This window comes from Pseudomonas syringae group sp. 26L6 (assembly GCF_032587815.1).
GTDB classification, from domain to species: Bacteria; Pseudomonadota; Gammaproteobacteria; order Pseudomonadales; family Pseudomonadaceae; genus Aquipseudomonas; species Aquipseudomonas amygdali.
Map to the genome: position 1 here is coordinate 197,023 of NZ_JAWHPJ010000020.1, position 24,634 is coordinate 221,656.

The 24,634-nt window shown below is 58.1% G+C and carries 20 protein-coding genes; 10 read left to right on the forward strand and 10 right to left on the reverse strand.

Annotated elements, in window-relative coordinates; genetic code table 11:
* Nucleotides 1–2: 2 nt before the first annotated feature.
* A complete protein-coding gene (locus RYA97_RS11810) occupies nt 3–1,136 on the reverse strand; it encodes a DUF3396 domain-containing protein (protein WP_117140151.1) in 1,134 nt (377 codons plus the stop codon).
* A 480-nt stretch (nt 1,137–1,616) separates the two neighbouring features.
* Complete coding sequence (locus tag RYA97_RS11815; RefSeq protein ID WP_316892337.1) at nt 1,617–2,261, reverse strand: TetR family transcriptional regulator; 645 nt, start codon at nt 2,259–2,261, stop codon at nt 1,617–1,619.
* Between the two features lie 255 nt (nt 2,262–2,516).
* On the opposite strand from RYA97_RS11815, the gene RYA97_RS11820 reads away from it, so the two are divergent.
* Genes RYA97_RS11820 through RYA97_RS11830 form a run of 3 tightly spaced genes read left to right on the forward strand, consistent with a single transcriptional unit; the run spans nt 2,517 to nt 8,272 of the window.
* A complete protein-coding gene (locus RYA97_RS11820; protein WP_002554959.1) occupies nt 2,517–3,677 on the forward strand; it encodes an efflux RND transporter periplasmic adaptor subunit in 1,161 nt (386 codons plus the stop codon).
* A gap of 3 nt (nt 3,678–3,680) precedes the next feature.
* Nucleotides 3,681–6,815 (forward strand): efflux RND transporter permease subunit, encoded by a 3,135-nt coding sequence (locus RYA97_RS11825; RefSeq protein WP_005745558.1) that lies wholly within the window; start codon nt 3,681–3,683, stop codon nt 6,813–6,815.
* Nucleotides 6,812–8,272, forward strand: coding sequence for an AdeC/AdeK/OprM family multidrug efflux complex outer membrane factor (locus RYA97_RS11830; protein ID WP_005745557.1), 1,461 nt, complete (start codon nt 6,812–6,814; stop codon nt 8,270–8,272). The genes RYA97_RS11825 and RYA97_RS11830 overlap by 4 nt, the downstream gene beginning before the upstream one ends.
* A gap of 66 nt (nt 8,273–8,338) precedes the next feature.
* On the opposite strand, the gene RYA97_RS11835 is transcribed toward RYA97_RS11830, so the two are convergent.
* From RYA97_RS11835 to pcaR, 5 genes are all read right to left on the reverse strand, one after another.
* Nucleotides 8,339–9,640: an MFS family transporter gene (locus tag RYA97_RS11835; RefSeq protein WP_005745556.1), complete on the reverse strand. Its 1,302-nt coding sequence runs from the start codon at nt 9,638–9,640 to the stop codon at nt 8,339–8,341.
* Between the two features lie 212 nt (nt 9,641–9,852).
* On the reverse strand, nt 9,853–11,055 hold the full coding sequence (gene pcaF, locus RYA97_RS11840) for a 3-oxoadipyl-CoA thiolase (RefSeq protein ID WP_170947366.1): 1,203 nt from the start codon (nt 11,053–11,055) through the stop codon (nt 9,853–9,855).
* Nucleotides 11,052–11,834: a CoA-transferase subunit beta gene (locus RYA97_RS11845; protein WP_172681010.1), complete on the reverse strand. Its 783-nt coding sequence runs from the start codon at nt 11,832–11,834 to the stop codon at nt 11,052–11,054. Before RYA97_RS11845 ends, pcaF begins: the two co-directional genes overlap by 4 nt.
* Nucleotides 11,831–12,688 carry a CoA transferase subunit A gene (locus RYA97_RS11850; protein ID WP_004658869.1) on the reverse strand — a complete coding sequence of 286 codons (858 nt, stop codon included), beginning with the start codon at nt 12,686–12,688 and terminating at the stop codon, nt 11,831–11,833. Before RYA97_RS11850 ends, RYA97_RS11845 begins: the two co-directional genes overlap by 4 nt.
* A gap of 200 nt (nt 12,689–12,888) precedes the next feature.
* The gene (pcaR, locus tag RYA97_RS11855) at nt 12,889–13,731 is read right to left on the reverse strand and encodes a pca regulon transcriptional regulator PcaR (RefSeq protein ID WP_003363842.1); all 843 of its coding nucleotides are present in this window, start codon (nt 13,729–13,731) and stop codon (nt 12,889–12,891) included.
* Nucleotides 13,732–14,566: 835 nt separating this feature from the next.
* Between pcaR and RYA97_RS11860 the strand changes: the two genes are divergently transcribed.
* Both RYA97_RS11860 and RYA97_RS11865 read left to right on the forward strand, forming a co-directional pair.
* Nucleotides 14,567–14,764: a hypothetical protein gene (locus RYA97_RS11860; protein ID WP_002554967.1), complete on the forward strand. Its 198-nt coding sequence runs from the start codon at nt 14,567–14,569 to the stop codon at nt 14,762–14,764.
* Between the two features lie 205 nt (nt 14,765–14,969).
* On the forward strand, nt 14,970–16,442 hold the full coding sequence (locus RYA97_RS11865) for an inorganic phosphate transporter (RefSeq protein WP_002554968.1): 1,473 nt from the start codon (nt 14,970–14,972) through the stop codon (nt 16,440–16,442).
* A 49-nt stretch (nt 16,443–16,491) separates the two neighbouring features.
* Here the strand turns inward: RYA97_RS11865 and RYA97_RS11870 are convergent, their stop codons facing one another.
* Nucleotides 16,492–16,692 (reverse strand): hypothetical protein, encoded by a 201-nt coding sequence (locus RYA97_RS11870; protein ID WP_005779067.1) that lies wholly within the window; start codon nt 16,690–16,692, stop codon nt 16,492–16,494.
* A gap of 78 nt (nt 16,693–16,770) precedes the next feature.
* Nucleotides 16,771–17,622: a formyltetrahydrofolate deformylase gene (purU, locus tag RYA97_RS11875; protein ID WP_003363851.1), complete on the reverse strand. Its 852-nt coding sequence runs from the start codon at nt 17,620–17,622 to the stop codon at nt 16,771–16,773.
* Nucleotides 17,623–17,979: 357 nt separating this feature from the next.
* Between purU and mvaT the strand changes: the two genes are divergently transcribed.
* On the forward strand, nt 17,980–18,360 hold the full coding sequence (mvaT, locus tag RYA97_RS11880; RefSeq protein WP_002554971.1) for a histone-like nucleoid-structuring protein MvaT: 381 nt from the start codon (nt 17,980–17,982) through the stop codon (nt 18,358–18,360).
* 70 nt (nt 18,361–18,430) lie between these two features.
* Here mvaT and sbcB read toward each other — a convergent pair whose 3' ends face one another.
* Entirely contained in the window at nt 18,431–19,861 is a 1,431-nt protein-coding gene (gene sbcB / locus RYA97_RS11885; protein WP_004658864.1) for an exodeoxyribonuclease I, read from the reverse strand.
* A gap of 179 nt (nt 19,862–20,040) precedes the next feature.
* Here sbcB and RYA97_RS11890 point away from each other — a divergent pair, with 179 nt between their 5' ends.
* Genes RYA97_RS11890 through RYA97_RS11905 form a run of 4 tightly spaced genes read left to right on the forward strand, consistent with a single transcriptional unit; the run spans nt 20,041 to nt 24,533 of the window.
* Complete coding sequence (locus tag RYA97_RS11890; RefSeq protein ID WP_057454136.1) at nt 20,041–20,766, forward strand: RDD family protein; 726 nt, start codon at nt 20,041–20,043, stop codon at nt 20,764–20,766.
* Nucleotides 20,763–21,743 (forward strand): stage II sporulation protein M, encoded by a 981-nt coding sequence (locus tag RYA97_RS11895; protein WP_117140082.1) that lies wholly within the window; start codon nt 20,763–20,765, stop codon nt 21,741–21,743. Before RYA97_RS11890 ends, RYA97_RS11895 begins: the two co-directional genes overlap by 4 nt.
* The gene (locus tag RYA97_RS11900) at nt 21,730–23,319 is read left to right on the forward strand and encodes a DUF4129 domain-containing protein (RefSeq protein WP_117140081.1); all 1,590 of its coding nucleotides are present in this window, start codon (nt 21,730–21,732) and stop codon (nt 23,317–23,319) included. The genes RYA97_RS11895 and RYA97_RS11900 overlap by 14 nt, the downstream gene beginning before the upstream one ends.
* Nucleotides 23,316–24,533 (forward strand): DUF4350 domain-containing protein, encoded by a 1,218-nt coding sequence (locus tag RYA97_RS11905; RefSeq protein ID WP_117140080.1) that lies wholly within the window; start codon nt 23,316–23,318, stop codon nt 24,531–24,533. Before RYA97_RS11900 ends, RYA97_RS11905 begins: the two co-directional genes overlap by 4 nt.
* The last annotated feature ends 101 nt before the right edge of the window (nt 24,534–24,634 follow it).

The window sequence follows — 24,634 nt, forward strand, 5'->3', positions numbered from 1 at the left end:
AATCAGGAAGGCATGCCGGCCCAAAACCACTGGGTTTTCTTGCTTTTTATATGGTTGAACGCCGGCATGAGTTCACCTTCGTCGAAATGTCGACGCGAGCCAAACTGTGCGCTGCTGAACCAGCAGCCTGATCGAGGGCATGCCTGCCCCGCATCAACTGGCGGCAGCGGTTTTTCATCAAATCGCGCGTACCACTGCGCAGTGGTTTCCTCGGTAAAGCCGATACCGGGAGCAAGGTAGGGATGAAGGTTGCCGGTGTCCTGCAGGCGAACCGGTTTGATCATCCGGTTGACCGTCACATAGGGTTGCGGCGGTGGCAGGCCTCGACCACCCAATTCAGGCACCGCACCCGCCCGAATGATCAACCCGTTGCGATAGCTATGAAACACGATGTCGCTGTGCGCGCTCATCTCGCCCCGCAATCTGTCGCTCCCTCCCAGCTGTCTGACAAACCCTTCGCCCAGCACCGTGTACCAACTGACGCCCTTTATACGGTCCAGCAAACGCAGGCTTTCAATGTGCGGACCGGGATCGACCATCAACCCTATGTAGTCCTGAGCCAGTCGATACTCCCAGGGTAAATACTGATGACCATCGCAAGGCAGTACACAGGCGAGCCCGCCAAAGCCATGCTCGGCCTGCACTTCGCTGCTTAGATAGCGGATCCAGGCCTCGTAGTTCTTCAAACCGTCGGGCTCGGTCAGGCAGGACCAGGGCAATACCATTTTCAGACAAGAGCGATCATTATCGGCCTGCCCCTGCGGGGTGTTCATGACAAACAGGCTGTACATGGCGACCTCGGCCTGGGTCGCACTGGCGATAGACCAGATGAACTGCTCGTCCGGGAGGCTTTCGACAACCTGACGCCGGGTCGATGCAAAACCCGATGCGCTCAAGCGACGCATACGCTTGAACAGCTGCCACTTGAGTTTCGGCTTGAACGCGCCATAGAAGCGCGAAAAGCAGGCTTCGACCCGACGCTTCATCTCCAGCGTGTGGCCATTGCGGAAATACAGCGTGGTGATCAACCCAAGTCGAATGACGGGCGTCCCCAATTCAGAATCCATGGCAACCCGTTCGGATTGCTGCGCGACTCCGGCCAGTAGCCTCACAGCATCAGTTGTAGTGTCCGACATGCTCCGCCCTCCCTTTGATCGAGAGACGCGGATTTACGCTAACGCCTGCATGCCCTTTGCATGTTTCGATCACGCCCGACACAGACCTGCGCTCATGCAAGCCACGGCCCTGTCCACGCTCGTACACTTCAGCGGATCTGGCGATGACTTCAAGGCACATAGGCGCAAGATTCGGCAAAAACATGCAACCTTCCTCTCTTCTGATCTTTCCGGAAGCGAAGAGTGAAGGGAGTTTTCCCGCGGGGCAATACTCGGAAATTACTTTGGGAAATCAGCTACATGTATCAGGAAATGTCCTACCTGCCTCCTACAATATTTTGTCGGATCAAGGTCTGATCGGCGGCAACCGGCGGGGGCAATCGATGAGGACGGGTACACAGTCAGTAAACACACTGTATGAAAAGCACGAATTGGAGTTAGGCTTTGTGGGAAAGACAACGGCCCGACCGAACCGGCAGGCGCTACGACCTGTCATCTCCGTCAGGAAGCCTTGCTGATTCTTAGCGTAGGGCTGAAACGCAGCATGTCCAGACACACATCAACCAGTTGCTCGGCCTCTGCCGGCAATGAAAAGCTGTCTGGAACCAGCAGCCATTGATAAATGATGCCGTTTACGTAAGAAAACAGGGCGACTGCGGCCCGGGCCGTATTGAGATCTTTGGGAAGTTGCCCCTGGCGCACGGCATTGTTCAGCCCTAGGGTGATCCGGTCGTGGCACTGTATGGCGTTGTCCTGGCGCTGACGACGAAAATCACACATCTCGTCAGTAAACTCGCACTTGTGAAACAGGATTTCATTTATGCGACGGGTTTTCGGGTCCAGTGCGAGCTCATGAAACAAATGAATCAAAAGATTTCTCATACAGCCCAGTGGGTCTTCTTCCTCTTCGCTCTGACTGGCCTGCGCCATTTCATCGAGTGGTTCCTGAAGGCTGTCGAGCATTGCCTGGACCAGATCGGCCTTGTTGTTGAAGTGCCAGTAAATGGCTCCTCGCGTCACACCAGCAAGGGTTGCGATGTCAGCCAGCGTGGTGCGGGCGACGCCTCGCTCATAAAAAGCCTGCTCGGCAGCCTCCAGAATCTGGCTGCGAGTGATCTGAGCTTCCTCTTTGGTGCGACGAACCATGGCAATAAAACCTCAAAAAATTTACCTCAGGCATGCGTCTGGCGGCAGACCTGGAGATATGACCGGGCGGCATTTGTCTCGCCTTGTCCCGAATTGGCTGTCGGCACTGTGAATAGTGGCCGAATGCGCACAGCGGGTGTTTACAAACAGCCGCGAATGTAAGTATATTCCTTAGCATGCTACTTATCTAGCCGAAATATTTTTTAACACTTCAACGTACTGTTGAGACAACAGGCTCCTGCCCCGAGGATCTTCATGCAATTCAAGCCAGCTGTTACCGTTCTGGTCACTGCCGTCGCCCTGGCAACCCTGCTCAGTGGCTGTAGCAAGAAGGAACAGGCGGCCCCGCCTGCGCAAACCCCTCAGGTCGGCGTCGTTACCCTCAAAGCACAGCCCTATACCCTGACCACCGAGCTGCCAGGCCGGACCACCGCATTCCGCGTCGCCGAGGTACGCCCTCAGGTCAACGGCATCATTCTCAAACGTCTGTTTACCGAAGGTGGCGACGTCAAAGCCGGTCAGCAGCTCTATCAGATCGACCCGGCTGTCTATGAGGCCAATGCCAACAGCGCCAAGGCGACTCTGCAGTCTGCCAAGTCGATGTCTGATCGCTACAAGCAACTGGTCAGCGAGCAAGCGGTAAGCCGTCAGGAATACGACACCGCCCAGGCATCGACGCAGGAAGCTCAGGCCGCCTTGCAGACCGCCCAGATCAACCTGCGCTACACCAAGGTGCTGGCACCTATTTCCGGTCGTATCGGCCGCTCCGCAGTGACCGAAGGCGCGCTGGTCAGCAGCGCCCAGACCGAAGCAATGGCAACCATCCAGCAGCTCGACCCGATTTACGTAGATGTGGTTCAGTCGTCTGCCGACATGCTCAAGCTGCGCAATGACCTGGAAAGCGGCAAGCTGCAGAAAGCCGGCGACAACGCGGCCAAGGTCAAGCTGACGCTGGAAGACAACAGTGTCTATGGCCAGGAAGGCAAGCTGGAATTCTCCGAAGTATCAGTTGATCAGACTACAGGCTCGGTCACCTTGCGCGCCGTGTTCCCGAACCCGGAACATCGCTTGTTGCCTGGCATGTTCGTCCACGCGCAATTGCAGGCTGGCGTCAGTGCGAAAGCCATTCTGGCACCGCAGCAAGGCGTGACCCGCGACCTGAAAGGCACGCCGACCGCCATGATCGTCAACCAGGACAACAAGGTTGAAATGCGTACGCTGGTGGCCAACCGCACCGTGGGCAGCGACTGGCTGATCGAAGACGGCCTGAAAGAAGGTGATCGGGTCATTACCGAAGGCTTGCAGTACGTCAAACCAGGCGCCGAAGTGAAAGTCGCCGAAGCGACCAACGTCAAAGGAGCAAACCCGGCACCTGCCCCGGCCACTGATAAAGCCGCAGGCAGCAAAGGGGAGTAACCCATGTCGAAATTCTTTATTGATCGACCCATTTTTGCCTGGGTTATTGCCCTCGTGATCATGCTGGTCGGTGCGCTGTCGATTTCCAGCCTGCCGATCAACCAGTACCCGAGCATCGCACCGCCAGCCATCGGTATCCAGGTCACCTATCCGGGCGCCTCCGCTCAGACGGTGCAGGACACTGTGGTGCAGGTGATCGAGCAACAGCTCAACGGTATCGACAACCTGCGTTATGTGAGCTCGGAAAGTAACTCCGACGGCAGCATGACCATTACCGCGACCTTCAATCAGGGTACCAACCCTGATACGGCGCAGGTTCAGGTGCAGAACAAGCTCAACCTCGCGACCCCGCTGTTGCCACAGGAAGTGCAGCAACAGGGTATCCGCGTGACCAAGGCAGTGAAGAACTTCCTGATGGTTATCGGCCTGGTGTCCGAAGACGGCAGCATGGGCAAGGAAGACCTGGCCAACTACATCGTGTCGAACATGCAGGACCCGATTTCCCGGACCTCCGGTGTGGGTGACTTCCAGGTGTTCGGTTCGCAGTACGCCATGCGTATCTGGCTGGACCCGGCAAAGCTGAACAACTTCCAGCTGACTCCGGTGGACGTGAAAAACGCGATCACCGCGCAGAACGTCCAGGTATCGTCCGGCCAGTTGGGTGGCCTGCCGTCCATCAGCGGCCAGCAGCTGAACGCCACAATCATCGGCAAGACGCGTCTGCAGACCGCCGAGCAGTTCGGCAACATCTTCCTCAAGGTCAACACCGACGGTTCGCAGGTTCGCCTCAAGGACGTCGCGACTGTCGGCCTGGGCGCAGAGAACTACAGCACCGACTCGCAGTTCGACGGTAAACCGGCATCGGGTCTGGCAATCAAACTCGCGACCGGTGCCAACGCACTGGATACCGCCAAGGCTATTCGCGCGACCGTTTCGTCGCTGGAGCCGTTCTTCCCGCCAGGCATGAAAGTCGTGTACCCGTATGACACCACGCCAGTGGTCAGCGAATCGATCAATGGTGTGGTGCACACCCTGATCGAAGCGATCGTGCTGGTGTTCCTGGTGATGTACCTGTTCCTGCAAAACTTCCGCGCCACGGTCATCACGACCATGACCGTACCGGTAGTATTGCTGGGTACGTTCGGCATCCTCGCGGCATTCGGCTTCACCATCAACACCCTGACCATGTTCGGTATGGTGCTGGCCATCGGCTTGCTGGTGGACGATGCGATCGTGGTGGTGGAAAACGTCGAGCGGGTCATGGAGGAGGAAAAGCTCTCCCCGCGCGACGCCACGATCAAATCCATGACCCAGATCCAGGGTGCGCTGGTCGGTATTGCGCTGGTGCTGTCGGCGGTTCTGCTGCCCATGGCGTTCTTCGGCGGCTCTACCGGGGTGATCTACAAACAGTTCTCGATCACCATCGTCTCGGCCATGGCCCTGTCGGTGGTTGTCGCCCTGATCTTCACCCCGGCGCTGTGCGCCACCATGCTCAAGCCTATCGATCACGAGAAGCACGGCCAGCCAAAACGTGGTTTCTTCGGCTGGTTCAACCGCACCTTTGACCGCAGCGTTCTGAGCTACGAACGTGGCGTCGGCAACATGCTCAAGCACAAATGGCCGGCGTATCTGGGCTATATCCTGATCTGCGCAGGCATGGTCTGGATGTTCATGCGTATCCCGGCCGCGTTCCTTCCGGAAGAAGATCAGGGCGTCATCTTTGCCCAGATCCAGACCCCGGCAGGCTCCTCTACCGAGCGTACGCAGGAAGTCATCGACAACATGCGTGAATACCTGCTGACCAAGGAAAGCGGTGCAGTGAAGTCGGTGTTCTCGGTAAACGGCTTCAACTTTGCGGGCCGCGGTCAAAGCTCGGCGATTGCGTTCGTCATGCTCAAGCCGTGGGAAGAACGTGATTCCAACAACAGCGTCTTCGAACTGGCCAAGCGCGCTCAGGGCTATTTCTTCAGCCTGCGCGACGCAATGGTGTTCGCGGTCGTTCCACCGTCTGTTCTCGAGCTGGGTAACGCCACAGGTTTCGACGTTTACCTGCAGGATCAGGGCGGCGTGGGTCACGACAAACTGATGGAGGCGCGTAACCAGTTCCTCGGCATGGCAGCGCAGAGCAAGATTCTGGCAGGCGTGCGTCCGAACGGGCTGAATGACGAACCGCAGTACCAGTTGATCATCGACGACGAACGCGCCAGTGCGCTGGGCATTACCCTGTCGGACATCAACAACACACTGTCCATCGCGTTGGGCGGCAGCTACGTCAATGACTTCATCGACCGTGGCCGTGTGAAGAAGGTGTACATCCAGGGCGATGCAGGTGCCCGTATGACGCCTGAAGACCTCAAGAAGTGGTACGTGCGCAACAGCTCGGGTGAAATGGTGCCGTTCTCGGCCTTCGCCAGCGGCAAATGGACCTACGGCTCACCGAAGCTGTCGCGCTACAACGGCGTGGCAGCAGAGGAAGTGCTCGGTACTCCTGCCCCGGGTTACAGCAGCGGCGAGGCGATGGCCGAGGTAGAAGCCCTGGCCAAGAAACTGCCGCAAGGTATCGGCATTTCGTGGACCGGTCTGTCCTACGAGGAACGTTTGTCCGGCTCGCAGGCCCCTGCCCTCTACGCGCTGTCATTGCTGGTGGTGTTCCTGTGTCTGGCGGCGCTGTATGAAAGCTGGTCGATCCCGATCGCGGTCATCCTCGTGGTGCCGCTGGGGGTTATCGGTGCACTGATGGCAACCAGCCTGCGTGGCCTGTCCAACGACGTGTTCTTCCAGGTGGGCTTGCTGGTGACGGTGGGTCTGGCGGCGAAGAACGCCATTCTGATCGTCGAGTTCGCCAAAGAGCTGCACGAACAGGGCAAGAGCCTGGTCGACTCGGCAATCGAGGCGTGCCGCATGCGTCTGCGCCCAATTATCATGACGTCCATGGCGTTTATCCTCGGCGTTGTGCCGCTGGCAATCTCCACGGGCGCAGGTTCAGGTAGTCAACATTCGATCGGTACTGGTGTAATTGGCGGTATGATCACCGCCGTTATCCTGGCGATCTTCTGGGTGCCCCTGTTCTTTGTCTCGGTTTCAGGGCTCTTCAAGAGCAAGAAGAAACATATTTCACACGATGAGGCTGGCCAATGAGCAAGTCATTGATCTCTCTTGCAGTTACCGCGTTCATTCTCGGCGGCTGCTCTTTGATCCCCGAGTACAAGCAGCCGGAAGCACCGGTCGCCGCTCAATATCCGCAAGGGCCGGCGTACTCGCCGGTCGAAGGCGCCAAAATGGCTGCCGCGGAGCAAGGCTGGCGGCACTTCTTCAATGATCCGGCGCTGCAACAGCTGATTCAGACTGCACTGCTCAACAACCGCGACCTGCGGGTCGCGGCCCTGAACATTGACGCTTACCGTGCTCAGTACCGTATTCAGCGCTCGGACCTGTTCCCTGCTGTTTCGGCGACAGGTAGCGGTACTCGTCAACGCGTGCCAGCCGACCAGTCGCAAACCGGTCAGGCAGGCATCACCAGCAGCTACTCGGCCAGCCTGGGCGTCAGCTCGTACGAGCTGGACCTCTTCGGCCGGGTCCGCAGCCTCAGCGAGCAGGCGCTGGAGACCTACTTCTCCAGCGAAGAAGCGCGTCGCAGCACCCAGATCAGTCTGGTGGCCAGCGTCGCCAATGCCTACATGACCTGGCAGGCCGACAAGGAACTGCTCAAGCTGACGCAGGACACCCTCAAGACCTACGAAGAAAGCTATCGCCTGACCTCGCGCAGCAATGAAGTCGGTGTTTCCTCGGCCCTGGACCTGAGCCAGTCACGCACCGCCGTCGAAAGCGCGCGTGCCAAACTGGCTCAGTACGAGCGTCTGGTTGCACAGGATCAGAACAGTCTGGTTCTGCTGCTCGGCACCAGCCTGCCTGACAACCTGCCGGCCAGCCACTTGCTGGATTCAGACATGCTGACCGAAATGCCGGCTGGCCTGCCGTCCGACCTGCTGCAGCGTCGTCCGGACATTCTGGAGGCCGAGCATACGCTCAAGGCAGCCAACGCCAACATTGGCGCAGCACGCGCAGCGTTCTTCCCCAGCATCAGCCTGACGGCCAGTGCCGGAACCAGCAGCAGCGAGCTGTCCGGCCTGTTCAAGGGCGGATCGGGTGCATGGCTGTTCCAGCCAAGCATCAACATCCCGATCTTCAACGCCGGCAACCTGCGCGCCAGCCTGGACTACTCGAAAATCCAGAAAGAAATCAGCGTCGCCAACTACGAGAAGGCGATTCAAACCGCCTTCCAGGAAGTGTCTGACGGCCTGGCTTCACGCAAGACCTACGACGAGCAGCTCCAGGCGCAACGTGACTTCGTCGCGGCCAACCAGGACTACTACCGTCTGGCCGAGCGTCGCTACCGGATCGGTATCGACAGCAACCTGACCTTCCTCGACGCCCAGCGCTCGTTGTTCAGCGCGCAACAAACGCTGATCACCGATCGTCTGTCGCAGCTGACCAGCGAGGTCAACCTGTACAAGGCCCTCGGCGGCGGCTGGTACGAAAGAACCGGGCAGACCGAAACCATCTCCAAAGAGAAGCCTTCGGTTCAGCTGTTCTGATTTAAAGCGGCACACAAAAAAACCACCTGATCAGGTGGTTTTTTTGTGGCCGAAACAAGCCTGCGATCAATGGTCCTGATGCAGGTACTTGGGCTCTTTGGGCAGGCGCAGACTGAACAGAAAGGCCACAGCCATCATTACCGTCACGTACCAGTAGAAGCTGTTTTCCATCCCGGCACTTTTGAGTTTCAGTGCGACAAATTCGGCAGAACCGCCGAACACTGCGTTGGCAACCGCATAAGCCAGCCCGACACCCAGTGCGCGGACCTGAGGCGGAAACATCTCGGCTTTGACCAGCCCGCTTATCGAGGTGTAAAAGCTGACAATTGCCAACGCCAGGGTAATCAGCACAAAGGCAATGAACGGGTTGGTGGTGGTTTTCAGGGTCATCAGAATCGGCACCGTGCACAGTGTACCCAGCGCGCCGAACCACAACATCGAATTACGACGACCGATGCGGTCCGCCAGCATGCCGAAAAACGGCTGCATGCACATGTACAGAAACAGCGCGCCGGTCATGATGTAGCTGGCGGTCTTGGCTTCCATGCCTCCGGTGTTGACCAGGTATTTCTGCATGTAGGTCGTGAAGGTGTAGAAAATCAGCGAGCCACCGGCGGTGTAACCCAGCACTGTGATGAAGGCTGCGGCATGATGCTTGAACAGTGCGGCAATACTGCCGGCGTCCTTGTCCTGACGGCTTTCGGCGGTGGTGGTTTCATTGAGTGTGCGACGCAGCAGCAAGGCAATGACAGCGGCGGCCGCACCGATCACGAACGGGATACGCCAGCCGTAGTCACGCAGTTCTTCGGTGGTCAGGAATTGCTGAAGGATGACCACTGTCAACACGGCAAGCAACTGGCCGCCGATCAGGGTGACGTACTGGAACGAGGCATAAAAACCGCGCTGCCCGCGTAAGGCCACTTCACTCATGTAAGTGGCCGTGGTGCCATATTCACCGCCCACCGACAGGCCTTGAAGCAAGCGCGCCATGAGCAGCAAGGCCGGCGCCCAGGCACCGATCGACGCGTAGGTCGGCAGGCAGGCAATGATCAGCGATCCCGCGCACATCATGGTGACCGAAATCAGCATGGAGTTCTTGCGGCCATGTTTGTCTGCGACACGACCAAACAGCCAGCCGCCAATCGGACGCATCAGAAAGCCAGCGGCAAACACACCTGCGGTGTTGAGCAACTGAACGGTCGGATCATCGGAAGGAAAGAAAGCCGGTGCGAAATAAATCGCGCAGAAGGCGTAGATATAAAAGTCGAACCATTCGACCAGGTTGCCGGATGAAGCACCGACAATGGCGAAAATTCTTTTGCTTCGCTCCTCGCCGGTGTAATGCGGTGCTTTTGATGTTGTAGTCATTATTTTCCCCAAGCAGAACTGTCCATAAGAAACAATCTGTAACACCGTCTTTAATCGAGCACAATAAGTCAGAGCAATTCAGCCACCAGGAAAAATCGGCAGGATTGAACATCCAGTGCCCGGACGAACAACAACCCGGATCATCGGCCCGCCTTTTCGTGGAGGCAGACAAACGATCCGGGTTGCTGGACAACAGGTTGAAACGGGAGCGCTTACCGCTCGATGGCCAGCGCAAGGCCCTGCCCTACGCCGACGCACATGGTTGCCAGGCCTTTGCGCCCCCCGGTTTTTTCCAGGTGGTGCAACGCCGTCAGCACCAGCCGCGCGCCGCTCATACCCAGCGGATGACCGAGCGCAATGGCCCCGCCGTTAGGGTTGACCTGCGGTGCGTCGTCCGCCAGGCCCAGTTCGCGCAGAACTGCCAGACCCTGGCTGGCGAAGGCTTCGTTGAGCTCGATGACGTCGAAATCAGTCACCGCCAGACCCAGCCGCTCGACCAGCTTGCGTACCGCAGGCACCGGGCCGATGCCCATCACCCGAGGCGCAACCGCCGCGCTGGCCATGCCCAACACACGGGCGCGTGGCGTCAGGCCGTGCTTTTTAACAGCGTCGGCCGAAGCCAGAATCAATGCAGCAGCCCCGTCGTTGACCCCGGAGGCATTACCTGCGGTGACAGTTTTGTCCGCGCCGTTGACCGGCTTGAGTTTGCTCAGGGTTTCCAGGCTGGTATCACTGCGCGGATGCTCATCCTTGTCGACGATGGTTTCGCCTTTTTTGTGCGCAACCCGTACCGGCACAATCTCTTCCTCGAAAAAGCCCGCAGCCTGGGCAACGGCAGTGCGCTGCTGGCTGCGCAGGGCGAAAGCGTCCTGATCGGCTCGAGAAATCCTGAAGTCGGTTGCAACGTTGTCGCCTGTCTCGGGCATTGAGTCCACGCCGTACTGTGCTTTCATCGCCGGATTGATGAAGCGCCAGCCGATGGTGGTGTCTTCCAGCTTCATGTTGCGCGAGAACGCTGCATCAGCCTTGCCCATCACGAACGGTGCACGGGACATCGATTCGACGCCACCGGCAATCGCCAGCTCGATCTCGCCGGAAGCGATGGCACGGAACGCGGTGCCGATGGCGTCCATCCCGGAAGCACACAGGCGATTGAGAGTCACCCCCGGCACGCTCTCCGGCAGCCCCGCCAACAGCGCAGCCATGCGCGCAACGTTGCGGTTGTCCTCACCGGCCTGGTTGGCACAGCCGAAGAACACTTCGTCGATCTCTTCCCAGTTGACCGATGGGTTGCGCTCCATCAGTGCCTTGATCGGCACAGCGGCCAGGTCGTCGGCACGCACCGAAGACAGCCCCCCGCCAAAGCGACCGATGGGTGTGCGAATCGCATCGCAAATAAATACTTCACGCATCACGCTTCTCCTGCAACCTGACCATGAGCGGCGGCAGTCCGGGCTTCCAGATCACGCAGCGCCGTCAGCTCGACCTCGGTAGGCTCTTCGGAAACGACCACTGTGTCGGCAAAGCGGATCTCCCAGCCCGTGGCAGCAATCACCTGCTCGCGGGTCACGCCAGGGTGCAGCGTGGTCACAACGAACTCGTTGGTGCCTGCTTCCGGCTCCATGATGCACAGGTCGGTAATGATCCCCACCGGGCCGGCACCGGGCAGCCCCAGGCGCTTGCGCGAATCGCCGCCCTCGCCGTGGCCGACCGAGGTAATGAAGTCCAGCTTGTTGACGAACGAACGCGCCGACTGCTTGAGAATGATCAGCACTGACTTGGCCGAACCGGCGATTTCCGGCGCGCCACCGGCACCCGGCAAGCGCACTTTGGGATGATGATAATCACCGACAACGGTGGTGTTGATGTTGCCGAAACGGTCCACCTGCGCTGCGCCGAGAAAGCCGACGTCGACGCGCCCGCCCTGCAGCCAGTAACGAAAGATTTCGCTGGTGGATACCACCGTGTCGGCGGTTTCCGCCAACTCGCCATCGCCAATCGACAGCGGCAACACGGTAGGTTTGGCACCAATCGGGCCGGACTCGTAGATCAGCACCACGTCGGGTGCTGATGTCAGACGCGCCAGGTTCGCAGCCTTGGAGGGCAGACCGATGCCAACGAAGCACACCGAGCCATTACGCAGACGACGGGCTGCTGCAACGGTCATCATTTCACTGGTGGAGTAAGTCATTATTTGGCCTCCGAAGCGCGAGCCAGCTTGCTCTGGAATTCACTGAAATCTGCGGTGCCGTGGATATATTCGTCAATCCACGCGGTGAAGGTTTCACGGTCCCGGGCAATCGGGTCCCAGGCCTGGTAGAACGGGTTGTCACGCTCGTAATAGCCGTGCGCATAGGAGGGGTGAGCACCACCGGGCACCAGACACACGGCGCTCAATGCCCAGGTCGGCAGTACACAGGAATTCATCGGCGCTTGCAGGTCATCGACAATTTCTTCCACCGTCACAATGCATCGCTTCGCAGCCAGCGCGGCCTCTTTCTGCGCGCCGAGAATCCCCCACAGCAGCACGTTGCCTTTGCGGTCGGCTTTCTGCGCATGGATAACAGTCACATCCGGGCGTACCGATGGCACAGCCGCCAGCACCTCACCGGTAAACGGGCAGGTTACCGTCTTGATCAGCGGGTTGACCTTGGGCAGGTCGGACCCGGCGTAGGCGCGCAGCACCGCGAACGGAAGGCCCGATGCACCAGCCACGTAGGCGTTGGCAAGGTCGGCATGGCTGTGCTCTTCGATTTCCAGCGCGCGCGGCCATTGCTTTTCAACCGCATCACGCAGACGGTGCAGAGAACCGACACCGGGGTTGCCGCCCCACGAAAAAATCAGACGCTTCGCACAACCGGCACCGATCAACTGGTCGTAGATCAGGTCGGGCGTCATGCGCACAAGGGTCAGGTCTTTTTTACCCTGACGGATAATTTCATGACCAGCGGCCGTGGGGATCAAATGCGTGAAGCCTTCCAACGCAACGATGTCGCCATCGTTGACCAGTTGCTTCACCGCATCGCGTAGAGAAAGAATGTCTGCCATGAGGTGCTCCGAACCCAACATCACGTTCAATGAACAGCGCGAAGACCTGCGCCGGAATGAAAATGAGGTTATGCCTGAGCAGACAGGCAAACAATCCGATAATCGACTAACCGTTCGGTAACCGAACAAATTCAGCTAACTAACAATCGCTCACGAGCTCGGATAACCAGGCCCGTTTAACCATACCCAGGCAAACAAGGTCAGGTAAACAGCTGCGTACTCAGGTCGCGACTGGCATCGAGCATGATCGGCAGAAAGCGCTGTTCCAGCTCGCTGCGTGCCACACGCCCGGCGCTGGTACTGACATTCAGCGCAGCCAGCACCTGGCCCGACGCATCATAGACCGGCACGGCAATCGAGCGCAGCCCCTGCTCCAGTTCCTGATCGACAATACACCAGCCTTGTTGACGAACCAGTTGCAGACACTCGAGCAGCGCTTCCGGCGTGCGAATGGTACGACTGGTCTTGGGCTGCAGATCGACATGATCAAGGTATTCATGCAACGACACATCATCCAGCGCGGCCAGCAGAATTCGGCCCATGGACGTGCAATATGCCGGAAGGCGGCCGCCCACCGAGAGGTCGACCGAGATCAAACGCTGCGTGGTCGCCGAGCGCGCTATATAAAGGATGTCGTCACCTTCCAGCGTGGCCATGTTGCATGCCTCGTGCAACTGATCGCTCATACGGTCCAGATACGGCTGCGAAGAGGTCGCCAGAGGCGTCGATGAAAGATAAGCGTGGCCCAGGGTCAGCACTTTGGGCAGCAGCGAGTACGTACGGCCATCGGTGGTCGCGTAACCCAGCTTGATCAACGTGTGCAGACAACGACGTACCGCAGCGCGGGGGATTTCCGTCCGGTGGCTGATCTGTGCAATGGTCAGGTGCCGCTTGCGCTCCTGAAATGCATGAATAACGGCAAGCCCGCGCGCCAGCGAAGTCATGAAATCCGGGTCGCCGGTCAGCGCCTGAATGCGCTTTGCGGGTGACGCCACGATGGGCGGTGCCAATGAGGCAAAAGATTTACGCAGTTCATCGTTCATTGACACACCCTCTGTAACTCCCTTCAGCCCCTGTGGAGCGCAGGTTTCAGGTCTATTGGAAGCAGTGAAGACAGCCTCTGCTTGTGCGATTATCGAACAGGTGGCCGATAATCGCAATTGACCCGCCGTAAATATACTTATACCTTTACCTCTGCCACGAAGTGACTTCTTGGAAATTACTGGTCAGGTACCCACTGAGAAGTCCAAGGCAGCGGCCTTGCTTACCAAGCAAGGCCGTTTTCATTGCGGCAGCGCCTGCTGCGCATGAACACGCCCCGCCTGCTGAACCCCGCATCACAACTCCAGATATCGTGCATATAAAACTCTCTGAATTCCATCGTCAGGGTTTTGTCACCTGGTGTGTAAAATTTGTTTTATAAAAGTTCCGTCATATAAATGGCTCACTAAAACTTCGGAACAATCGTACAAAAAAACCAGACCTGTGAACTTATTCAACCTCTGTTGTTGACGTAACAGAACTTCTTGGAGATAGTATCCATCAGTGGGTCGGCAACACCCTCGCAAACGATTGATCCGTTCACCCGATTTCTGCCTCGATTATCCCGTCGAAGCGCTGTCACGGTGCACCATCGCCGCGCGATCAAAGGGAAGCCTGCCAGCGCAAGCCTTGCGCTTGAAATCACACACATGTCGCTACGACAGCTGTTTCTCTGGTGTACGTAGCCGCAGGCAATAACAGGATGTTCCGCAACCCTTTCGGGTAATGGCCCGAGCAGGTCTCTGGCTGTATCTGGTATACAGTCCGAATGGCGTGAACATACTTGCATTGTTTTGCGTCATCACCAGAACTCAATCGACTCGATCAGGTATTACAGTGACTAAAGATGAACTGCGCGCGGAACTTGAGCGCCAGGAACAACGTTACAAGGATGTCTACGGCGGTGAAATCACCACCTACGCCGCGCAACCGGAACCGGAACGCAAGCCTTGGCGCAAAAGAGCCAGCCTGCTGGACCAGGCGTTCAAGCAAGAATTGCAAAAAATGGAAGAAGGCCTGAAAGAAGAGCCGTGACATCGCGGGTCTCATGATCCCCGACCGCTCATCTCTGCCTTCCAGCCCCCGGAACTAACCGCCTCACAGCCTCATTGAGTATTCAGCGGGGCGGCGCTCATGCGTCTTTTTTTTGGTTTGAGGCGACACCTCGCAGTGACGACAAGTCGTTCGGTATTTTTTCTGTCATAATCGCGCCCCCTTCAGACCCGGTCAGAAAACCTACATGATCGATTTATTCAGCGGGCTTGATGCCTGGGTGCTTGTGAGCCTTTTGCTCGCCCTGGCTTTTGTCCTCACCTTCGAGTTCATCAACGGCTTTCATGACACCGCCAACGCGGTGGCGACAGTCATTTACACCAAAGCCATGCCGCCTCATCTGGCCGTGTTCTTCTCTGGTGTATTCAACTTCCTCGGCGTGCTGCTGGGCGGTGTGGGTGTTGCCTACGCAATCGTCCATCTGCTGCCGGTCGAACTGCTCATCAACGTCAACACCGGACATGGCCTGGCCATGGTGTTCTCGCTGCTGGCGGCGGCCATTACCTGGAACCTCGGTACCTGGTACTTCGGCATCCCGGCCTCCAGCTCGCACACCTTGATCGGTTCGATACTCGGTGTCGGTCTGGCCAATGCACTGATCAACGGCATTCCGTTGGCCGACGGCGTCAACTGGCAGAAAGCGATCGACATTGGCGCTTCGCTGGTGTTCTCGCCGCTGGCCGGCTTCATCGTTGCAGGCCTGGTGCTGGTTGCGCTGAAATGGTGGCGCCCGCAGTCGAAGATGCATAAAACCCCGGACCAGCGTCGCAAGCTGGACGACAAAAAGCACCCGCCATTCTGGAACCGCCTGGTGCTGGTCATTTCCGCAATGGCGGTCAGCTTCGTACATGGTTCGAATGACGGCCAGAAAGGCATCGGCCTGATCATGCTGGTGTTGATCGGCATCGTGCCCAGCCAGTTTGTACTGGACCTGACCAGCACGACCTACCAGATCGAACGTACCCGCGATGCGACCCAGCATCTGAGCCAGTTTTATCAACGCAACAGCAGCACGCTGGGCGAATATCTGGCCATGGGCAAAGCTGAAAAAGGCGACTTGCCGTCCAGCTCTGCCTGTAATCCGAAGCAGACCGAACCCACCATCGACGCGTTGCTCGACCGCCTCAAAGGCGTGTCCGACTACCACTCGCTGGCCCCTGAAAGCCGTATCGAAGTGCGCCGCTATCTCTTGTGCCTGGACGACACAGCCCGCAAGGTCGGCAAACTTCCAGACCTGTCAGCGCGTGAAAAGTCCGATCTGGAGAAACTTCGCAAAGACCTGACCACCACCACAGAATACGCACCGTTCTGGGTAATTCTGGCGGTCGCACTGGCACTGGGCATCGGTACCATGGTTGGCTGGAAACGCGTGGTACTGACGATCGGCGAGAAGATCGGCAAGCAAGGCATGACTTACGCACAGGGCATGTCGGCGCAAATCACCACCGCCTGTGCAATCGGCCTGGCTAACGTGTTCAGTCTGCCGGTTTCCACCACCCACATCCTGTCATCAGGCGTTGCCGGGACCATGGTCGCCAACAAGAGCGGCCTGCAAGGCGGAACCGTTCGCACCATCCTGCTGGCCTGGGTGCTGACCCTGCCTGCAACGGTCGCCTTGTCCGCAGCGCTGTTCTGGCTGGCCTCCAAGGCACTGTCCTGACTCAGAGCCCTTCAGGTGGTGCAGCCTTGCACTGCCTGAGGGGCTTGATTCACCCCTCTCCCTCCGCACCTTTCTCGACAAGCCTTTCAGCGGGCATTTCCGATTGCTGCAACTCACGCCATAGCGCTGCTGCACCGTCGAAATCGGCACCGTTTTCCGGAGTCAGGGCAGCGGGGTCATAGCGGCTGAGACAGCCCTCGCCAAGCGTGGCGGGAGCGGTGGATGTGGCTTTTTCGAAAGGATCGGTCATTGGCTGTCACCCTGAGCGTTGCACCATTGCCGACGAGCCAGGTCGGGAGCGCGACAGGCGCACTCCCGAAAAGATAGATCAGTCGAAGACGACTGTCTTGTTGTCGTGTACCAGAACACGGTCTTCCAGATGAGCGCGCAGGCCGCGGGCCAATACCATCTTTTCCACGTCGCGACCGAAGCGCACCATGTTTTCGATGCTGTCGCGATGGCTGACGCGCACCACATCCTGCTCGATGATCGGGCCGGCATCGAGCTCTTCGGTCACATAGTGACAGGTCGCGCCAATCAGCTTGACGCCACGCAACGACGCCTGATGATAAGGCTTGGCGCCGACGAAGGATGGCAGGAAGCTGTGGTGAATGTTGATCACCTGATGGGCATATTCACGGCACAGCTGTGGCGGCAGAATTTGCATGTAACGCGCAAGGACCACAACGTCCGCCTGATGATGCCCGACCAGACGCGAGACTTCGGCAAATGCAGGCTCCTTGTCTTTCGGGTCCACCGGGACATGGTAATAAGGAATGTCATGCCACTCGACCATGCTGCGCAGGTCCTGATGGTTTGAAATCACACAGGCTATGTCACAGTCGAGTTCGTCGCTGTGCCAACGGTGCAGCAGATCGGCCAGACAGTGCGATTCGCGGCTTGCCATGAGCACGACGCGCTTCTTCTGCGCCGAGTCGGTGATGCGCCAGTCCATCGAAAACTCTTCCGCGATCGGCGTGAACGCTTCACGGAACCCGTCCAGGTCAAAAGGCAGGGTGTCGGCACGTATCTCGTGACGCATGAAAAACCAGCCGCTGAGATTGTCCGAATGATGACTCGCTTCGGTGATCCAGCCGTTATGGGACGCCAGAAAGTTACTGACTTTGGCAACGATGCCTACACGGTCCGGGCAAGCAATCACCAGACGAAAAGTGCGCATTGGGGGAAACTCCAGAACTTCGCAAAGCCGCTATTCTAGCGGCTGCGCAGCAAAACTGCAGTATCTTTGCTGCCTGAATGTGCTGGCAGAAAAGGACACCGCCCAGGCAAAAGATTGCACCGTGCCAGTATCGACTTTTACCACCCGCGACGCCTAACAAGACCTATATAAAGAAGGGCTTTATAGCGAGGATCTTTTGAAGGGGGCTCGGCGCTTGCCTAGTTCAGACGTCTGTAGGACGCGTGTATATTGCTAAATAATTCAAATAAAACTTTTATTTAATGTTTACTTGCTCATTTACAGTGACTATTATTGCCCCACTGTATCCCTGCAACCTACACAACATAAGGTCTCCTCATGTCCCTGATCAACGAATACCGCGCCACAGAAGAAGCCATCAAAGAACTGCAAGCCCGTTTGAAGAACCTGTCGCAAGACGACAAACTGCAAACCGAGCTGGAATTCGAAGGCAAGCTGCGTACGCTGATGGGCGAATATCAAAAGTCGCTGCGTGACATCATTGCCCTGCTGGATCCGGATGCCAAGGTAAACAAAGCCCCCCGTGGCGGCGCTGTTAAACCTGCCGGTACCAAACGCGCCCGCAAGGTCAAGCAATACAAGAACCCGCACAACGGTGAAGTCATCGAAACCAAAGGTGGCAACCACAAGACATTGAAAGAGTGGAAAGCCAAGTGGGGCAGCGACGACGTCGAAAGCTGGGCCACTCTGCTGGGCTAAGCGTCAAACGGTCGCGCTTCATTGCGATTGCAAAAACGCCAGCCTGCTGGCGTTTTTTATTGTCCGTTATTTATACACCCAGACGTTTACTCAGCGCCTGCGCGTAATCCTGCCATTGGCGCAATACCTCCAACTGCTCTGGCGCGGCACTAAGAGAGCATTCAGCCAGCGCAGTCGCAAAGTCCTTCAGGGTATTGGGCGCCCCCCGTTCCGGGTCGCTCAGCCGCTGCTGACAGAAGTCCTGCCACCGCTGTTGCTCTTCACTGCTCAAGGTGTCAGGAAAGTTACGAGCGCGGTACCTGAATAACAATTCAGGCAAGCGGGCGTCATCAAACGGCCACGCGTCACGTGCCAGTTGTTCGGGCTCGGCTTGCCGAACTTGCTCGCACAGTCGACGATCACGGTCACCAATAAAACCGTCATATAACTGCTGTTCTGGATCCTCACTTGCAGCAAAATCTTCCTTGCCATAAAGGACGCTCAGTTTATCCTGCCAAACTTCCCGGCTTTCACTCAACTGCGTTGCGCGTGCCTGGTAGCCCGCCATGTCCAGTTGCAGCCGCTGTTGATCTTCGCTGCGTAGCACCCCCAGGGGGGCTATCACCGGGCAACGGTTTATATGCAGTAATTTGAGCGGCACCGGCAATTCGCCTTCCCCCAGCGCTTCATGCCGGGTATATAAACGCTGCTTGAGTATTTCAGCGTCGTCTTGCAACAACGGTGAAGGGTCAAGGTGCAGGTCACAGACGATCAGCGCGTTGCGGTTATGCGGGTGCCATGCCAGCGGAAGCACCACGCCAAGGTAATTGCGTGCCGCAGAAAAACGTCCCGATATATGCACCAGTGGCTGCATCAGACGAACCTGCTCCTGGACTTTCTGTTTACTGCGTAATGCGAACAGGTAGTCATAAAGCTTCGGCTGTTTTTCACGAATCAGGCGCGCCAGGGCAATAGTTGCACGCACGTCGGATAACGCATCATGCGCCTGTCCATGATCAATGCCGTTGGCAGCAGTCAGTCGTTCCAGCTTGAGTGTGACGCGACCGTCCTGTTCGGGCCAGACAATGCCGTCGGGGCGTAATGCATAGGCCGCGCGCACGACATCAATCAGATCCCAGCGGCTGTTACCGCCCTGCCACTCGCGTGCATAAGGGTCGAAGAAGTTGCGATAAAAACTGTAACGCGTGACTTCATCGTCAAAACGCAAGGTGTTGTAACCCGCACCACATGTCCCTGGCGCAGATAGTTCGGCATGTACGCGGGTCATGAAATCCGCCTCGCACAGGCCTTTTTCCGCCAGCGTGGCCGGCGTTATTCCAGTAATCATACAGGCAACGGGATGGGGCAGAATGTCGTCACTCAGCTGGCAATGAAGATTGACCGGCGGCGCGATTTCATTGAGTTCGGTATCGGTGCGGATGCCGGCCATCTGCAGCGCACGGTCATTGCGCGGGTTGATGCCGGTGGTTTCGTAGTCGTACCAGAAAATGCTGGAAGTCACGGGCTGATCCTGAACAAAAGACCCGCGAAGTGTAGGGCGTGACAGGTGTCATTGCCTAATCGGGTAATATCCGGCGTACCGGGAAATGTTTTCTTACAGCCCGCGTCTTGAATGGTCGGTTGCTTAGCTCCGCTGCGATAGCTAGCATCAGTTTTCGTTTTCAGGCGCGTCCTCCGACAATGTCATCCCTTCCCGCTTCGCCAAGGAATGCAGCGCTGCCCACGCCACTGGACACCCGCATTGAAATCGAGACGCCGGAAGGCATCGATATGGTTCTTCGCCCTGCCGGACTGGTTTCCCGCGCATTGGCGTTCGGAATCGACTTCGCCATTCGCGCAGCCGTTATCGGCGTGTTCTTTTTACTCTTGCAGTGGTTTGACAAGCTCGGCATGGGCCTGGCCGCCATCGTGTTTTTTCTGGTCAACTGGTGGTACATGGTGCTGTTTGAAGTGCTGAGTCAGGGGCGTACTCCCGGAAAGCGGGTCCTCGGCCTGCGAGTGGTCAACGACGACGGCACACCGATAGACTGGTCCGCGTCGTTGATACGCAACCTGCTGCGTTTCGTCGACATGCTCCCGCTGGGCTACGGGCTAGGTGCAATCAGTTGTCTGAGCCATCCATTGTTCAAACGGCTGGGTGATCTCGCAGCCGGGACGCTGGTTATCTATAGCGACCAGCCTGTAACGCGCCCCACCCTGCCAGAGGCAGAACCGGTGATTGTGCCGTTCGCCCTGCATCTGGACGAACAACGGGCAGTGCTCGGTCTGGCGGAACGACAAGGTGAACTGTCCATTGCCCGCACCCGCGAGCTGGCCGCAATTCTTGCTGAACCCTTGCACATCCCCGCTGATCAGGCGGTCGCTCATGTAAACGGCATCGCCCGCAACCTGCTGGGGCCGAAATGAAGCAGAGCCTCTTTGAAACCCGCCATAAAGATGAGTGGCAACGTTTTGGTCAGCGCCTCGATGCGCTGGAAAACGGCAAGGCCGATGTCAATGCTTGCGAAACATTCCCCGGTGATTATCGACGCGTCTGCCACCACCTGGCGCTGGCACAGGAGCGTGGCTACAGCAGCCACCTGGTCGACCCCTTGCATCAACTGGCCATGCGTGGCCATCAACAAATTTACCGTCACCGCAGCGCGATGGGCGCTCGTCTGCTGGGCTTTGTACTCGGAGGTTTTCCGCGACTGGTGCGCGCCGAATGGCGTTTCGTCCTGGTCGCCAGCCTGTTGTTCTTTGGCAGCCTGATCGGCATGGGGTTGTTGGTCTACGGTTTTCCGCAACTGATCTACAGCATCGTCAGTCCTGAGCAACTGGCCGACATGCAGAGCATGTATGACCCGTCGGCCAGCCGGATCGGACAACCCGCTGAAAGAGCCTCCGACGCAGACTGGATGATGTTCGGCTACTACATCATGAACAATATCGGTATTGCCTTTCAAACCTACGCCAGCGGTTTGCTGTTCGGGCTGGGCAGCCTGTTTTTTCTGCTGTTCAATGGGTTGATGACAGGCGCAATTGCCGGTCATCTGACCGACATAGGTTTTGGGCAGACATTCTGGACATTCGTCATCGGTCACGGTGCTTTCGAGCTGACCGCCATCGCCCTGGCCGGGGCGGCGGGTCTGAAGCTGGGATGGGCTTTGCTGGCCCCAGGAAGACTAACGCGCAGTGCCGCGCTGCGTATTGCGGCCAGGACCAGTGTGCAACTGATCGGCGGGGTCATTCTGTTCCTGCTTATTGCGGCATTCATTGAGGCTTACTGGTCATCGATGACCTGGCCCGGACCGCTGCTCAAGTACCTTGCAGGTGCCGCCCTATGGTTGCTGGTCGCCGCGTATCTGACCCTGGCAGGACGTCCCCCTCATGCGCCTGACTGAGTCAAACGTCGCCATACGTCCTCGATCCCCTTGGGAAGCCATAGACCTGGGCGTGCTGTTCGCGGGTCGGCACCGCGGTCTGCTGATGAGCAGTTGGGCAATCGTCACCCTGCCCGTTTTTTGCCTGCTCAGCGCACTGCTATGGGACTATCCCACGGCCGCCATTCTGCTGTTCTGGTGGCTCAAGCCTGCGTTCGAACGCTTGTCGCTGCTCATCCTGTCGCAGTCACTGTTCGGGGCAACGCCGACGCTCGGGCAAGCCCTCAAGGCGTGGCCCGCCACTTTGAAAAGCCAGCTGTTGCCAAGCCTGTTGTGGCGAAGACTCAGCCTGAGTCGCAGCTTTCAGTTGCCGGTGCAGCAACTGGAGCATCTGGCAGGTACGGAGCGCGCCCTGCGCATCAGCCTGCTCAGCCAGAAAGACCTGCGCGCCGCACGGCTGCTTACCATCGTCGGCGCACACCTGGAATACTCATTGTGGATAGGTCTCCTGATCCTGCTTTACGCGTTTATTCCGCAGCAGATCCAGATCGACTGGCACTGGATGAGTCTGCTCGAAGTTGAAAACCAGTGGCTATGGATCGACCACCTGACCAACCTCTTTTATGCCCTGGCGCTGGTACTCTGGGAACCCATCTATGTTGCGTGCGGCTTTACCCTGTACCTCAATCGCCGTACGGTCCTTGAGGCGTGGGATATAGAGCTGGTTTTCAGACGTCTGCGTCAGCGCCTGATCGGCAGTGCCTATGTGTTGTTGATCGGCGTCGGACTGGCGCTTTCGACAGCACCAGCAACGGCCTGGGCAGAACAACAGAGCTACAGCTGCCCGCTGCCCGATAGCAGCGCGGCAGAACCGCCCACCACCCTCGCAGCACCGGACACGCCGCGCCTGACCCGTCAGACACTGACCAGCGAAGCAGCCCGCAGCGAAATACACGGCATCCTGCAACAGCCGCCCTTCAAGAACCCCAAAACCGAGACAGGCTGGCGCTTCCCTGAACAACAGAAAAGCCAGTCAGTGGTTCGGGACACTCACGACCAAGGCTGGCTGATTACCTGGCTCAATCGGCTTCTTCGGGCCGCAAGCGCCTTGGCCAGCCTGATTGAAGTGCTGCTCTGGGGCGTGGTTATCGGCCTGACCGGGCTGGTGCTTTGGTATTACAAAGACTGGTTCAAAACCTTTGCAAGCAGGGCGCCCGGCAGAACAAAAATCGCCCGCCCGGCTCCCCGGCAGCTACTGGGCCTGCAAATGAATGCCGAAAGCCTGCCTGAAGATGTCGCCGGCCGGGCCGAACAGCTTTGGAGCAGCCAGCCCCGTGAAGCCCTCAGCCTGTTGTACCGCGCACTGCTCAGTCGCTTGCTGAACGACTATCGACTGCCGTTGAAAAGCGCCGATACCGAAGCTCAGGTATTGGCGCACATCGCTGCGCTGAACCATCCGCTGCTCAGTGAATTCAGTCATGACCTGACCATGCACTGGCAGAACCTTGCCTACGGGCATCGACTGCCACCGGCCCATGCCCGGCAGCAACTCTGCGATGGCTGGCGTCGGCTGTTCAACCCGGCGGTGCAGGCATGAGCCGCCGTAGCGGAATACTGATCGGGCTACTGGCCCTTTTACTGCTGGCAGGCGCAGGGCTTTACCTGAGCCGTTACCTGGAGCGCTACGAGAAAACCGTGGATCAGGGCCCCTCGCCACAGGCAAAGGCCAATCCCTGGCTTGCGGCCGAATACTTCCTGCGTGGCCTCTCTATCCCGGTAAACACCACTGACACGCTGGCCCGACTTCCCGACCCGAGTCAAAGTACCCAGACGCTGCTATTGCTCAATGACCGGGAAGACATGACACCTGCACAAACCGAACGGCTGCTGAACTGGGCCGAAGCGGGCGGGCACCTGCTATTGGTGGCCGAGCAACTCTGGAATGAGAAAAAAGGTCGCAGCGGCGATCTGTTGCTGGACAGGTTGCAGGTTCATCAGTACCTCACCACGGCCATCAATGCGCAGGAACAACAGCTGAGCGACGCTCAGCCGCCGCTGCCCATCCCGTTGATAACCCCCTCGCCAAAACGCAAAAAAGAGCCTTGGCCGGAACTGACCCGCCTGTATCTGGAAAACGAAAGTGCCCCGGCATACATGAGCTTCGATCCGGCGTTCCATCTGGAAGACCCGCAAGACCATGCACAGTCGTGGGCCAACAGCGCCGATGCCACACACCTGCTGCAAATAAACCGTGGTAACGGATTGATCACGATTGTGACTGACGCCAACCTGTGGAAAACCCGCTCGATCGGCAACTATGACAATGCCTGGCTGCTCTGGTATCTGACCCAGGGCAGTGAAGTGACCCTGGTGCTGCAAGCCGAACACGACAACCTGCTGACCCTGCTGCTGCGCAACTACCCTCAGGCACTGCTGATGCTGGCGTTGCTGATTGGCCTGGGCCTCTGGCACATCGGCTTGCGCGAAGGCCCGATGCGTCGGCCCGCCCCACTTGCACGCCGCCAACTGACCGAGCACCTGCGTGCCAGCGCCGAGTTCCTGCGCAGGCGCAGCGGGCAACAGACGCTGATAAAGAGCCTGCAACAAGACATCCTGCGCCGCGCCCGCCAGCTTCATCCAGGTTTCGAGCGGCTGGCAATTGCCGAACAATGGCAGGTGCTTTCGCGCCTGACGCGACAGCCCACCAGCGCCATCAGCGACGCCCTGCGCCCTCGCCCGCCGCAACGCGTCTCACACAGTGAATTCACCCGTCAGGTAGCCCACCTGCAAACGCTCAGGAATGCCCTATGATCCTGCACTGGCGAATTGTTGGATATCTGCGATATTGAAATCAAACCTTTAGAAGCTCATGGGTACGTAGTGTTGGATACCTCATTTGGGCAGGCGTCGGC